The sequence below is a fragment of the Luteolibacter sp. SL250 genome (assembly GCF_026625605.1).
GTDB lineage: Bacteria > Verrucomicrobiota > Verrucomicrobiia > Verrucomicrobiales > Akkermansiaceae > Luteolibacter.
In genome coordinates, this window is record NZ_CP113054.1 from 3,114,435 (window position 1) to 3,128,012 (window position 13,578).

Annotated in this window: 10 protein-coding genes and 1 tRNA gene; 8 read left to right on the plus strand and 3 right to left on the minus strand. The window is 61.6% G+C overall.

Translation table 11 applies throughout. The features are described 5' to 3' along the window. Nucleotides 1-2: 2 nt before the first annotated feature. Complete coding sequence (locus OVA24_RS13720; RefSeq protein ID WP_267670428.1) at nt 3-1,463, minus strand: cation:proton antiporter; 1,461 nt, start codon at nt 1,461-1,463, stop codon at nt 3-5. Next, nucleotides 1,460-3,106, minus strand: coding sequence for an NAD(P)/FAD-dependent oxidoreductase (locus OVA24_RS13725; RefSeq protein ID WP_267670430.1), 1,647 nt, complete (start codon nt 3,104-3,106; stop codon nt 1,460-1,462). Before OVA24_RS13725 ends, OVA24_RS13720 begins: the two co-directional genes overlap by 4 nt. A 228-nt stretch (nt 3,107-3,334) precedes the next feature. On the opposite strand from OVA24_RS13725, the gene lipA reads away from it, so the two are divergent. From lipA to OVA24_RS13760, 7 genes are all read left to right on the plus strand, one after another. Then, a complete protein-coding gene (gene lipA / locus OVA24_RS13730; protein ID WP_267670431.1) occupies nt 3,335-4,345 on the plus strand; it encodes a lipoyl synthase in 1,011 nt (336 codons plus the stop codon). After that, complete coding sequence (locus OVA24_RS13735; protein ID WP_267670432.1) at nt 4,342-4,806, plus strand: EVE domain-containing protein; 465 nt, start codon at nt 4,342-4,344, stop codon at nt 4,804-4,806. Before lipA ends, OVA24_RS13735 begins: the two co-directional genes overlap by 4 nt. A 114-nt stretch (nt 4,807-4,920) precedes the next feature. Next, complete coding sequence (locus tag OVA24_RS13740; RefSeq protein ID WP_267670433.1) at nt 4,921-5,499, plus strand: RNA polymerase sigma factor; 579 nt, start codon at nt 4,921-4,923, stop codon at nt 5,497-5,499. A gap of 12 nt (nt 5,500-5,511) precedes the next feature. After that, nucleotides 5,512-6,171 (plus strand): hypothetical protein, encoded by a 660-nt coding sequence (locus tag OVA24_RS13745; RefSeq protein ID WP_267670435.1) that lies wholly within the window; start codon nt 5,512-5,514, stop codon nt 6,169-6,171. Nucleotides 6,172-6,225: 54 nt separating this feature from the next. Next, the gene (locus tag OVA24_RS13750; RefSeq protein WP_267670436.1) at nt 6,226-7,200 is read left to right on the plus strand and encodes a S1C family serine protease; all 975 of its coding nucleotides are present in this window, start codon (nt 6,226-6,228) and stop codon (nt 7,198-7,200) included. 323 nt (nt 7,201-7,523) lie between these two features. Then, a complete protein-coding gene (locus OVA24_RS13755) occupies nt 7,524-11,372 on the plus strand; it encodes an endo-beta-N-acetylglucosaminidase (RefSeq protein ID WP_267670437.1) in 3,849 nt (1,282 codons plus the stop codon). Between the two features lie 147 nt (nt 11,373-11,519). Continuing rightward, nucleotides 11,520-11,906, plus strand: a complete 387-nt coding sequence (locus OVA24_RS13760; RefSeq protein ID WP_267670439.1) for a hypothetical protein — start codon at nt 11,520-11,522, stop codon at nt 11,904-11,906. A 363-nt stretch (nt 11,907-12,269) separates the two neighbouring features. On the opposite strand, the gene OVA24_RS13765 is transcribed toward OVA24_RS13760, so the two are convergent. Then, a tRNA-Leu gene (locus tag OVA24_RS13765) sits at nt 12,270-12,354 on the minus strand. A 156-nt stretch (nt 12,355-12,510) separates the two neighbouring features. Between OVA24_RS13765 and OVA24_RS13770 the strand changes: the two genes are divergently transcribed. Beyond that, nucleotides 12,511-13,575, plus strand: a complete 1,065-nt coding sequence (locus tag OVA24_RS13770; protein WP_267670440.1) for an ABC transporter ATP-binding protein — start codon at nt 12,511-12,513, stop codon at nt 13,573-13,575. Nucleotides 13,576-13,578: the final 3 nt, after the last annotated feature.

Consider the following 13,578-nt stretch of genomic DNA (forward strand, 5'->3'; position numbering starts at 1 on the left):
AATCAGACGGGATGCACCTTTCCGGCACCGGCGGGCTGCACTTCCCTCACCTTGATCCTGCCGAACCAGGTGAGGAGCGGTCCTGTCATGGCGGTGGTGACCAGAGCCATGATGACGAGCATGGCGAAGATGCGCGGCGAGAGGATGCCCAGATCGTAGCCGATATTGAGCGCGATGAGTTCCATCAGGCCGCGGGTGTTCATGAGTGCGCCGAGCTGGAGCGAGTCCCTCAGGTTCATGCCAGTGAAGCGCGCGGCCAAGGCGGTGCCGCCGAGTTTCCCGAGGGTGGCCACGCCGATGATGGCCAGGCAGATCATCCAACTGCTAAAATCATTGAGCAAGCCCACCTGTGTGCGCAGGCCGGTGAAGGCGAAGAACAGCGGCAGCAGCAGCACGGTGCTGAAGTTCTCGATCCGCAGGCTGAGTTTCTCGCGGAAGCCGTGCTTGTCCGGGACGATGGCACCGGCGAGGAAAGCGCCGAACAAGGCATGGATGCCCATCGCCTCGGTGCAGAGGGCGCTGGCAAGTACCAGGCAGACGACGATGGCGAGCGTGCGGCGGGACGGATCCGGCCGCTCGATTTCGGCGGAGCCGATGATCTTCGGCAGCAGCGGGCGGACTGCCCACACCATGATGACCATGAAGATGACGACCAGACCCAGGTTGAGCGCGGAGCCGGTGAGACTGGTGGATCCGGCGATGGCGACGACGAAAGCGAGCGCGCTCCACGCGGTCACGTCATCCACTGCGGCGCAGGTCACGGCGGTGTGCCCCAGATAGGTGTTCGTCATCTTCCGCTCCTGCAGGATGCGGGCCAGCACCGGAAATGCGGTGATGCTCATGGAAATGCCCATGAAGAGTGCGAAGGAAAGGAAGTTCGTCCCCGGCTGGGCCAGGCTGGTGAAGAGGAAATAAGCCAGGATCACCCCCAGCAGATACGGAATGGCGATGCTGGCGTGGCTGACGACCACGGCGGTATGCGCCTTGTTCCGCACGTGCTTCATGTCCAGTTCCATGCCCACGGCGAACATGAACAGGCAGACGCCGATCTGGCTCAGGAGTTTCAGCGCCCCCAGCGAGTCCGGTGGGAAAACGAACACGAATGACTCCGGTGACACCCAGCCGAAGAGTGACGGCCCCAGCAGGATGCCCGCCGCCATTTCCCCGATAACCGACGGCTGGCCGAACCTGGTGAACAGCGCGCCGACCAACCGTGAGGCGGAGATGATGACCAGGAGCTGGATGAACAGGTGGCTCAGCGGGTGGGAGAAGTTCGCCCGCAGGGTGGAAAACATGCTATCCACAGCGCCAGTTTCAGGAGCGGCTGGTACCGAATGGACCGCACTGCCGGAAACTCCCGCATGAACAGGCAACGGCAGGTCGCCCCCCATTTTCAGCACGGCGAGGATGCCGCCACCGACGATGATGAGAACAAGGAGATAGAAAATGGTGGCCCGTCTCATGAAGGATCCGCAACAGTGGATGCATTCGAAGGGACGGTCGCGTCCGTGGAAGGAGCGGATCCTTTCGGTGGGAAAAACGAAAGCGGATCGTCATCCTTCTCAGTTGGCTTGCGGCCCCAGCTTTTCCAGCCTTCCTTGAGTTCCAGCACAGCCCAATCTTTCAGCAGGCCGAAGAGGCGGAACATGTCCTTCCGCTCCAGCGTGAAGCCCGGGATGAGGCAGCGGTTGCCCTTGTTCGTCCGACCCAGCAGGCCGAGGCGGCGGCGGCGCTTGGCGATGGTGGCGAAGCGGCGATTGTAGCAGCTCATCAGCGCGGAAAAGACCTTCCCGCTCGGCGGCGAGTAGGGCGGGCTGTAGAGCGCCGACGCACCCTCCGCGAAGGGCGGCTGGACCACTCCCCAGTAGTAGAGGCTGAGGTCCAGGCGGAAGGCCAAGCTCATGAGGTCCCACTCCGCCATGTAGTGGTATTTGTCCTTGTAGACGCTGTCGAACCAACGGCGGTGGCAGACGGAGAAGTCCCGGTTGTGCTTGGGCACCAGGGTCTTCATGCAACCGCCGTTGCGCTGCTGGGTGATGAGGTTCGCCGCGCTGCTGGTGGAGAAGGAAATCCAGTCCATGCCCGGACTGTAGAAAGGATCCATGAATGCCGCGGCATCGCCGACGAGGACGAAGCCATCTCCGGAAAAGGTGGTGCTGTAGTAGGCCAGATTCCGCCGCCAGTGGACGTCCTCCTCATCGTATTCCGCGTCCTTCAGGATCTCAGCGGCCACAGGATGCTTCATCAGGAAAGCCTTCAGCCTGTCGGCGACACTGCCCCCCTCCTCCCACGGGACGATGCGCTGGTCGAAGACGACACCCACGCTGGTATCACCACCCTTGAGGGGAATCCACCAGCTCCACCAGCCATCGCCGATGATGTGGTTGGTGGCGGTGCCCCGGACGCTATGGACGGATTTCGACCATGCGGGATATTTTGCGGAAAGCTCCAGGCCGTCCCAGTCTTTCAGCCCCTTCCAGCGGGACCATGCGGCGGCGGTGGGGTGCTCCGTATTGCGCACCCACCAGCCGTTCTTCCGGGCCAGCAGGGCCGCCACGCCGGTGGCATCCACCACCCAGCGGGCCTTCACCGTGCGGGTTTCCCCCTGGTATTTGAACTCCACAGTCTGCTGGCCGCCGTCGTTCAACTCCACATTCCGGATCACCGCCGGACGGATGACCTGCGCCCCCGCCTCCGCTGCGCGGCGCAGAACCTCTTCGTCAAATGTGGAGCGGTCGAGCTGGTAGGAAGGAAGCCTCACCTGGTAGAGCGCACCCAGCTCGCTGGCTTCATCGAGCTGCTTCACATCGTCGTTCTTGAACCAGAAGCGCAGCCCCTGTTTCACGATGTGGTGCTCGTTCAGATATTTCGTCAGTCCCAGGACACGGCCCATGAAGTAGGCGCTGACCTCCACCGTGGCCTCCCCCACCCGCCGGGTCAGACGTTCCGTGCGCTCGATGACCAGCACCCGGATGCCAGGATTCCGCCGCATGAGGAGGGTGGCGGTGGCACCACCGGACAGCGCGCCGCCGAGGACGACGACATCGTATTCCCCCTGGATCGGTTCCTGCGAGGCGGGCGTGGCGGGAGGCTCGTTCATCATCATGGGAAAGTGGCGTGGGATATACCTGCCGGTGACTCCCCGGCGGCGGCGCATCTTAGGCACAGAACGGTGGAAAATTTCCAGCCATCATTTGCCTTCCCGGGACGTTCTTGAGGCGCTCCACCCAGCCAACTGTGAGGAACCATCCCGCGACATTCCGCACGATCTCCCGGCGGGCGGAAAATTTCGCCTTTCCCCCCGGGGTATCCCCCCATAACCTACCGCCGAAACATGTCTGCCTGCGGCCCGAAAATGAAGATGGACCCGGCCCTCCACCGGGACAAGAAACCATCCTGGATCAAGGTCCGCCTGCCGAACAACCCGGCGTTCTGGTCCACCAAATCCCTGATCACCGATCTGAAATTGGTGACCGTCTGCGAGGAGGCCCAGTGCCCGAACCGCTGGGAGTGCTGGGGACAGGGAACGGCGACCTTCATGATCGCCGGGGACAAATGCACCCGTGCCTGCGGCTTCTGTGCGGTGAAAACCGCCCGTCCGGACGCATTGGAGAGCGATGAACCCGCCCGGGTGGCCGAGGCCACACGCCGGATGAACCTCCGCCACGTGGTCATCACCGCCGTCGCCCGGGACGATCTCAAGGACGGTGGCGCCGAACATTTCCAGCAGACCATCGAGGCGATCCGGACCACCAATCCCGGCATCATCATCGAGGTACTGGTCCCGGATTTCAACGACCGCGACTGGGCTCTCTCCATGGTCATGGACGCCCGTCCGCACATCTTCAACCACAACCTGGAGACCGTCGAGCGGCTCACCCCGCTGGTCCGCTCCCGCGCCAAATACGCCCGCAGCCTGACCGTCCTGAAAAAGGCGAAGGCCATGGTCAACGGAAACGTGGCGACCAAGAGTGGCATCATGCTGGGTCTCGGCGAACGCCGGGACGAGGTGCTCCGGGCTCTGGACGACCTCCTCGAACACGATGTCACGGTGCTCACGCTGGGCCAATACCTGCGCCCGACGCCGAAGCACCTGCCGGTGGTGGAATACATCACCCCGGATGCCTTCGACGAATTGAAGGAGATCGCCCTCGCGAAGGGTTTCCGCCACGTGGCCAGCGGTCCGCTGGTCCGCAGTTCCTACCATGCCGCGGATTTCCGTCCGGAACTGGATGTGCTGGAAGCCATCGAGATGGACGTCCGCGCCAGCAAGGGACTCGAACTCGGCCCGGAACACCTCCCCCTCCCCGCTCCCCGCGAAGGACTCGTCAAGGCCATCGCATGAAACACTGGTTGATCAAATCCGAGCCGGATGTCTTCGGCATCGACGAGCTGGAACAGGTGAAGAAGGAACCCTGGAACGGCGTGCGCAATTACCAGGCGCGCAACTACATGTGGAAGGATATGCAGGTCGGCGACCTTGCCCTTTTCTACCACTCGAACGCCACCCCTCCCGGTGTCGCCGGTGTCGCCCGTGTGGCGTCCGAGCCCTACCCGGACAGCACCCAGTTCGACGCGAAAAGCGAATACCACGACCCGAAGTCCAATCCGGACAATCCCCGCTGGTGGTTGGTGGACTTCGAATTCGTGGCAAAATTCGATGAACTGCTGCCGCTGGAAGTCCTCAAAACGGACGCCACCCTGCAGGAGATGATGGTTTGCCAGAAAGGCACCCGCCTTTCCATCACCCCGGTGGAGAAACCGCATTTCACGCGGGTGCTCAAGCTGGCGAAGTGCAAGATTTGAGCAGGGAGAAGCACGGCGCAGGCCCCGTGCCTCCCTCTCGATGTTCCAACACCGGAAAAATTGGCACAAACAAATTTCCCGGGCGATGACGCTCATATGGAAACGTCCTCTCCCATGGCCAGTTTCTCCGCCGCCTCAGAAACCTCTCCAGCCGCCTCCGCGTGGCGGGAGTGGCTGGCTGAGAACGGCCCCAAGCTCCTGCTTTTCGCCCGCCAGCAGACCCGTTCGCTGGAGGATGCGCAGGATGTCTTTCAGGACGCGCTGGTGAAGCTGGTGGACAAGCTGCGCTCCGGTGAATTCGTCGGCGGCCAGGAATCCTGGATGCCCTATCTCTACACCGCCATCCGCCGTCTGGCCATCGATCTCAGCCGCAAGGATGACCGCCGCAAGCGCAGGGAGGACAATGTGGGCGCGGACATCGAGGAGGAATCGAAGGAAGCATTCCATCCATGGTTCGAGGGTGGGGGCTCGGACGATGAAACCCGCACCCAGCTCGAGGACGGGCTTAAGGAACTCCCCCCGAAGTTCGCCGAAGTCATCACCATGAAAATATGGGGTGAACGCACCTTCGCTGAAATCGGTGAAGCTCTCGGCATTTCCCAAAACACGGCGGCCTCCCGGTATCGCTATGGTCTTGAAGCATTGAAGAAACATCTCGGCGGCGCCCGCAGGCGCGGTGACCTTTCCATCTGACATATCCCACCCATGGCATCCGATCCCATATCTTCCGACACCAAGGAGCTTGAGAAGGCGCTGCGTGGCCTCGACCCCACCGCGCTGGACCAGGACTTCCTTGCGCGCCTCGAGGCGGCGGCGGATGACCAGCTCATCATCCTGTCGGCGGAGGAGTTGCGCTTCGGGAAGGAACTCTCCGGCCGCGCTCCCGCGGCACTCTCCGCGGACTTCATGTTGCGGATGGAGAAGATCGTCGCGGATGTACCGTTTCCGGTGAACGAGAAGATTGTCCTCTTTCCGAAGACCGCTCCGGTCCGTTCCGCCCCACGCAAGGGCAACCGCCCCATGTGGGCCGCAGCCGCGGCCGTCGCCCTCATTGGCGGTGCCACCGCCCTCCTCATGCCGGACCGCATCCCCGCCCCATCGGGCCGGATCGCGCAGCAGTCCCCTCCTGACCCGGTCAGATCTTCCATCTCCCAACCATCCTCCAACTACACCCCTTACATCATGAACACCGGATTTTCCGATGCGAAGGATGAAGGCGTCGCGTGGCACCAGTCAGGAACACCCCACCGCGTGCTGAAGCTCACCTACATTGACAAGGTGACCCTCCGGAACACCGAAGGAAAGACCGTCGTCGTCGAACAACCACGGACGGAGTATATCTTCGTCCCGGAAAAAATGGACTGACCACAAACATAAAAAGACAGATTTCCATAACTACTGCGCTTACCGTATGTAAATATGAAAACGATCCATCATAAGATGATCATCCCGGCAGGCCTAGGCCTGCTCGCCATCCTCCCCGCCCCGGCCATCGAGCCGCCGAAGGATGACGCGCCACCTCCCCCGTCGGTGAAGGCCCCGGATTCCGCCCCGAAGTCCGGGGATGGGCTAGAGGTCAACACCCGCCCCCTTGTGCCAACCGCCAAGGAAGCGACCGCCTTCATCGGCATCATCAGCGATGACATCCCGGAAATGCTTTCCGCCCACATCGGCCTCCGCGCCGGCGAGGGCGTGATGATCCGCGACCTCGCCCCCGGCGGCCCCGCCGAGAAGGCAGGCTTCGCCAAATATGACGTCATCACCCATGTCGGAGGAAAAACCGTCGGTTCTCCCGTGGATCTCTCCAGGGAGATCTCCGCAGGCAAGCCGGGCGACGATGTTTCCATCGACTTCATCCACCAGGGCACAAAGGCGACCAAAACGGTCAAACTCGAAACCCGTCCTGAAGGTGCCAGCACCGTGGTTGATCCACGCCAACTCGGACACCTTGATCTCGACAGCATGCCGGACGGCCAGGCCGACCGCATCCGCGACATGATCGACCGCCAGCTAATGAGGGATTCCGGACAACTCCGTGAGTTCAGGGAACGCCGGGGCGACGCTTTCCAACGGGAAAGTGACCCGGGAAGTACCCCCCGGAAGAACGGTTTCCGCGGCTTCCAGTTCAAATCAGACGCCACATTCCGTTTCATGGACAACGATGGCAGCATCGAGATGAAGTCCAGTGACGGGAAGAAGGACATCACCGTGCGCGACCACGAAGGCAGGGAAATCTGGGCCGGCCCATGGGACACGGACCAGGACAAGTCCGCCGCTCCGAAGGACGTGCGCGAACGGATCGAAAAATTCAAGTTCGACGACAACTTCCGCGGCGGCGGCTTCCGCTTCCGGATGGGTGGAGGTGACCGGGAAGACCCCCGCGACATCCGTTGATCAATATTTCATGGGAGGCATAGATCGCACCCGTACCGGCTCCGTCCGGTGCGGGTGTCGGTTTTTCGCCATGGACTCACAAGGTCTCCGGACATCCACCTGATGTTGGTGTGGTCCACCACTGGATTCGTGAAATCCACATTCGGTTGAAATACCGATGGGGGCTGGTAGCGGTCACCACCAAACCCAAAGAGGGAATCAGTGGAGACCGTTGAACGGCTCCTCTGGTTCCGGGTGCCTGTGCACCTCATCCGGACCTCCGGCTTTCATGCGCATCCGTTCGCTGAAGGCCGGTGGCTCCGGACAGCCAAAAAGCCAATCCCATGCCCGCGTCCTCCTCCTCAAACCCATGCCCCGCCGGAAAGTCCCTCGCGCTTTCGCTGGCGTTGTTGCTCTCCGGCAATCTGTCATCCACCGCACAATACGAGTTCACCCCCGCCGCTCCGCAGTGGAACCCGACGGAGATCCTGAACTGGAGTCCGGAGACCGATCCGAACGCGCCCTACAACCGCAGCGTCGTGCCACTGGCCGCACGCTTCACGGCGCCGAGAGTTTCCGAAAACCCCGCTCTGAATTCACTCTGGAACGTGAATCCCCATGCTCGGCCGGGGGAAGCACGGGTGCAGTCCATCACCACGTTCAACACCATCCCTGTCGCCAGTCCCAGCGGGTTCCGCACCTACCGGCTGTTCGCACCCAGCATGTGGCAATACACGGATGACATGGTGTTCTGGGGTTCGTCCGACCGCGACACAAAAACCATCCTCACACCCACCGCACACACTATAGACGCCGCCCACCGCAACGGCGTGCGCATCTACGGCAAGATCTTCTACGGCTGGAACGGTTCTCCGGACAACGCGGCCCTGCAGCGCGTCCGCGACCTGCTGGTGAAGGACGGCAGCACCTTCCCAGTGGCGGACAAGCTGATCGAGGCCGCCGTTTACTACGGCTTCGACGGTTGGTTCATCAATCAGGAGAACTACCAGACGAATGAGACGGATGCACAGAACATGCGCGATTTCATCCAGTACTTCCGCGCGAAAGCGACGGCCGTGGGAGCATCCCACCTGCGTTTCGTCTGGTATGATGCGATGGCGGAGAACGGCAGCCGCAGCTTCCAGAACGCCTACACCACCTCCAACGACGGCTACCTGAGGACGCCAACCGGCGACCGGGTGTCCGACGCGATGTTCCTGAACTTCTGGTGGTACAACAATGCGAATGGGCTGCCGAACTCACGCTCGCTCGCACTCAGTCAGGGAGTCAGCCCGTATGACCTGTATGCGGGCATCTGGACGGAAAACTACCGCAAGCTGGGCGTGACTCCGGATCCCAACGGCGCGAACGAACTCGACATCACCTGGAGCTATCTTTTCCCGGAGGGCCAGCCGCACAATACCTCCGTGGGCATCTACGGTGGTGAGACGCCATTCTTCAAGGGCATGCTCAACGACGGCGGCCCCACCCGGGTCAACCAGCAGGAGGAACTCTACTGGTCCGGCCCCAACGGCGATCCCACCAACACCGCAACCACCGCCACCTATCCAAACTGGAACGGATTCGCGCACTACATTCCGGCGAATTCCGCGGTCACCACACTCCCCTTCGTCACCAACTTCAACGCCGGACAGGGAGTCCGCTACCACATCGATGGCACTCCATCGATGGCGGGACAGTGGACGAACCTCAGCGTGCAGGACCTGCTGCCCACCTGGCGCTGGATCGTGACCACGCCGGGTGCAAAGTCGATCACGCCGGTCATCGACTATGCCGAAGCCTACTACGGAGGCAGCTCACTGAAGGTCTCCGGTTCGCTCGCCGCGGAAGTGCCGCAGGAGGTGAAGCTCTACCAAACGCAACTCAGCGTACAGGCGAACACGAGCCTGCGCTTCATCCACAAGAGTTCTGCGGCCAGCGACGCGAAGATCGAGATCGGCCTGGCGTTCGAAGACGCGCCGACGACCATGGTTTACTCGACCGCTGGTCTCGCGACCGACACCAGTTGGACGACGACGGATTTCCCTCTCAGCGCCTATGCCGGGAAAAAGATCGTGCTGATCACCGCGCGCTACTCCAGCCCCAGCGCGATCGCCAGCTACACGTCCAACCTGGGACGGATCCAGATCAGCAACGGCGCGACTTCCACTCCGTCCGCTCCATCCACGCTCGCGCTGGAAGGCCAGGCCGTGAACCCGGATGAGGGAACCTCCACCCAACTGCGCCTGAAATGGACCCACTCTCCCACGGCGGTGCTGGTCTACAATGTTTACTACCGCAGGAACCTCAACCCGGAAAGCGCGAGCGAGCGGGTGTGGATCGGCGCCACGGCGAACAACCATTTCTTCGCGCAGGACGTGCGCCGCATCCGCGAGGAAAACGCGGGCTTCATCGAGGTGGAGGCGGTCGCTCCGGACTACGGTGTGTCACCGGCGATCACCTTGCCTTTCACCTTCTCGGAACTGCCAAACCTGGATCATCCGGTGATCGACCAATACCCCCTCAGGTTGCCGATCCTCGCCAGCACGGAAAAAGCGAACAACATCCAGGCCTTTGACTATCTTCCCGCCACCACCATCGAGCCGGGCGGCGCGGACAACGCATGGGTCGGTCTCGATCTCGGCACCGCCAAACAGATCAGCGCGGTCCGTTTCATTCCACGGAACGATCACAGCGACCGGATGATCCGCGGCGTGTTCCAAGGCTCCAACAGCCCGGACTTCAGCTCTCCCGAGAAACTGGCGGAGATCAACATCCGTCCGGTGAAGGGTGCGGAAGCGATGCTCGCCGTCACCCATCCCGGCACCTTCCGTTATGTCCGCTACCTCTCGCCGAACGGCGGCTACGCGAACGTGGCCGAGCTCAAGTTCTACGCCGCTGGACCGCCTCTCCCGACCGCCCCGCCGGTGAACGTGCAGGGACGGATTTCCGGAACGAATGCCGTTGTTTACTGGAACCCTCCCTATGCCGGATACGCCACGGGCTACAACCTGAAGCGCTCCACCACCGATGGAGGACCCTACACCACCATCGCCAGCAACATCGCGGAGCCGACCTTCCGTGACACCGGCCTCACCTCCGGCACCACTTACTACTACGTGGTTAGTACCATCAGCGGAAAAGGCGAGAGCGTGGACTCCGCGCAGATCATCCTCAACCCTCCGGCTGTCCAGAAGCTGCCGGGCACGCTCATCAGCGGTGGAGTCACCGCCAACGGGGCGAATGTCCTGGGGAACATCGTCGACAACAAGCTGAACACCTATTTCCAGGCAACCGCCATCAGCGGCTGGGTGGGGCTCGATCTCGGCTCCCCGCAGGCGATCAACTGCATCCGCATCACTCCGATGAACAACAACTCGAGCCCCATGCTGGCAGGATGCGTGCAGGGAGCCAACAATGCCGACTTCTCGGACGCGGTGACCTTTGCAATGTTCGACTCAGGACCGAACTACAACATCCTGACATCGATCGCCACCAATCCGTCCGCCGGGACTTACCGCTATGTCCGCTACCTCTCCTCCGATCTCCGCACCCCGACGATCGCCGAGCTGGAATTTTACGGCGGCACCCTGCCGGGAGCACCTGCGGGCCTCACCGCCAATGCCCGTGACACGGGAGCCGCGCTAACCTGGGAAACCGTCGCCGGCGCAACCCGCTACAAGGTGAAACGCTCCACCAATCCCGGCGGACCGTATCTCACCCTCGACAGCAACGTCACCGGACTCGACTTCGCGGACACCGGACTCACCGCTGGCACCACCTACCATTATGTCGTCTCCGCGATGAACGCCGTGGGTGAAGGCAACCACTCCGCGGAGGCATCCACCGCCGACCAATACTTCAAGTGGCTCACCGAATCCGGACTGGCGGGCAGCACGGGATTCAATCAGGAGTCCGGCGGTATCCCCGCCGGAGTGCGATATATGAATCCGGATGGCCTGCGGATCTCCCAAGGCCCGGGACAGATCTCGCTTTCCTCCGTCATCCGCCATGATCCGAACGTGACCCCCACCCTCTGGTCCTCCCCCGATCTGGTTGTCTGGACGGAAATTCCCTTCGCCGGTTCCGCCGATCAGACAGACGTATCCCCCGGGTTCCGCCGCATCGAGGCGCAGGGGCATCCCGTATCCGGAGAGACAAAGTGGTTCTACCGCATGAAGTTCTCCCGTTGAGCCCGTCCGTCAGCGGAGGCCATCCGACTTCTCCGGCAGATGTAACAGTCGTTGTCCCGCGATGTTCCATCGATCTCCGGGCGATCGCCGAAAATCCACATGCATTTGCTCTTCCCGCACATTTGTTGGAAATGAGTGATGCAAGGCATGTTGGGATGGATCGATGAAGCATGCGTCATGGCCCGGAACACGAACTCCAACATCGCCTCCAATCCCAAAAACATCTACGCGACCGTAGGCAACGCATCAGGAGTGTTCGATTTCAGCCTGCTCACCGCGATGAACCAGAGCAACGTGGGCCACGCCAACACGGTCCCCAATGCCTACAGCACATTCGTGGACGGAAAAAACCACGTGAAGTTCACCTTCACCATCGCGGAGGGGCAGACGTTCTTCCTCGCCGTGGACGGTTCCAGCGGCATCGACAACCGGAGCTTCCTGAACATGGTGCAGATCGTCCAAGTGCCGGAGCGAGGCGTCCCCATACTGCTCTGCGGATCATGCCTGATGCTCGGCTTTCCCCACAGGCGCTGACGTCGTGGCAGGAGTGCGCTGGACAATCACATCCGCCGGTTAGCTTCATCTGACCGACGTCGTAGGATTTCCTAACTACAGATGAATGTTCTGCCAGGCCATGGCTGGTCCCAACGGAAGAGGCTTTCCATCTGGATTCCTGCAACATCTCCCCGGCTCAATGGAAGGTGGAGAAAAGAGCACAACAACCTCTCTTCCTGGGAATGAATCCAGGTTCGAACTGAATGCGCGGAGGTCGGACAACGACGATTGACCGGTGGCTGCGGCACAACCGGATTGTCAATGCTTCCTACAGATGAGTTCGATCTAAGATACGAAAAAGGCCACCTTTGCAGGTGGCCTGATTCATTGCTTCCCAACGGATGGTGCTCGAAAGAGGACTCGAACCTCCACGGGTCTCCCCACTAGATCCTTAGTCTAGCGCGTCTACCAATTCCGCCATCCGAGCTTTTCCGGTTGGGTGGGCGGGCACTTGGTAAGTGCCTGCATGAGGCTTTGCAAGAGAATCTTTGGATTATTTCCGAAAAAATTCGGATCCGGATTTGGCACCGTTACGGCTTGCTTACCAACGCTTCTGCGGAAGCATGGTCCCACGCTTGTATCCATGGACTCCATCCGCTCAGAATCCATCGTAAAATCCTTCGGCAAGGTCCGGGCGCTTGATGGCGTCAGCCTCACGGTCGGACAGGGTGAACTGTTCTTCCTGCTGGGGGCTTCCGGCTGCGGAAAGACTACCCTGCTCCGCTGCATCGCCGGACTTGAGACGCCGACTTCCGGCCGGATTTTCTTCGGTGACCGCGAGGTCACGGATATGCCCCCGCACAAGCGGGAGGCGGCGCTGGTATTCCAGTCCTACGCCCTGTGGCCGCACCTGACCGTTGCCCAGAACATTGCCTTCGGGTTGGAGGAGCGGAAGGTACCGAAGGCGGAGATCAGGCAGCGGGTGGAAGAGGCATTGGAAATGGTGAAGCTGCCCGGCTTCGGAGGGCGTTCGATCGACCAGATGTCCGGCGGCCAGCAGCAGCGGGTGTCGCTGGCACGCGCGCTGGTGGTGAAACCGAAGTGCCTGCTCCTCGATGAACCGCTGTCGAACCTGGACGCCCAGCTCCGGATCGAAATGCGGCGCGAGATCCGGAGGATCGTGAAGGAGAACGGCCTGACCGGCATCTACGTGACGCACGACCAGGAGGAGGCTTTGGCGATGGCGGACCGGATGGCGGTGCTGGACCACGGGAAGATCGGCCAGATCGGAACGCCGGAGGAGATCTACCGCTCTCCCCATACCGCTCATGTCGCGGGGTTCATCGGCGAAACAAACATCTTCTCAGGAGAGGCGGTGGAGCAGCAGGCCGGTTATTGCATCACGAAGACGGATGCCGGGGCCCTGATCGGCCGGATGGGCGATCCCTCATGGAGTCCCTCCTCCGGTGAGCGGGTGAACATTTCCATCCGTCCGGAAGCATGGCGGCTGAAACAGGTGGATGGTGAGAACACGCTCGCCGGCACCGTCATCGACCGCACGTATCTTGGGCAGCGCATCCAGTACCAGATCGGCACGGCGGTGGGACGCCAGCAGGTGGTGGAGATGAACCCGCAGGTGATGCATGAACCAGGGGCGCATGTCTCCATCTCCTGCCGCCATGCGGATGTGGTGATCCTCAAACCCTGATCT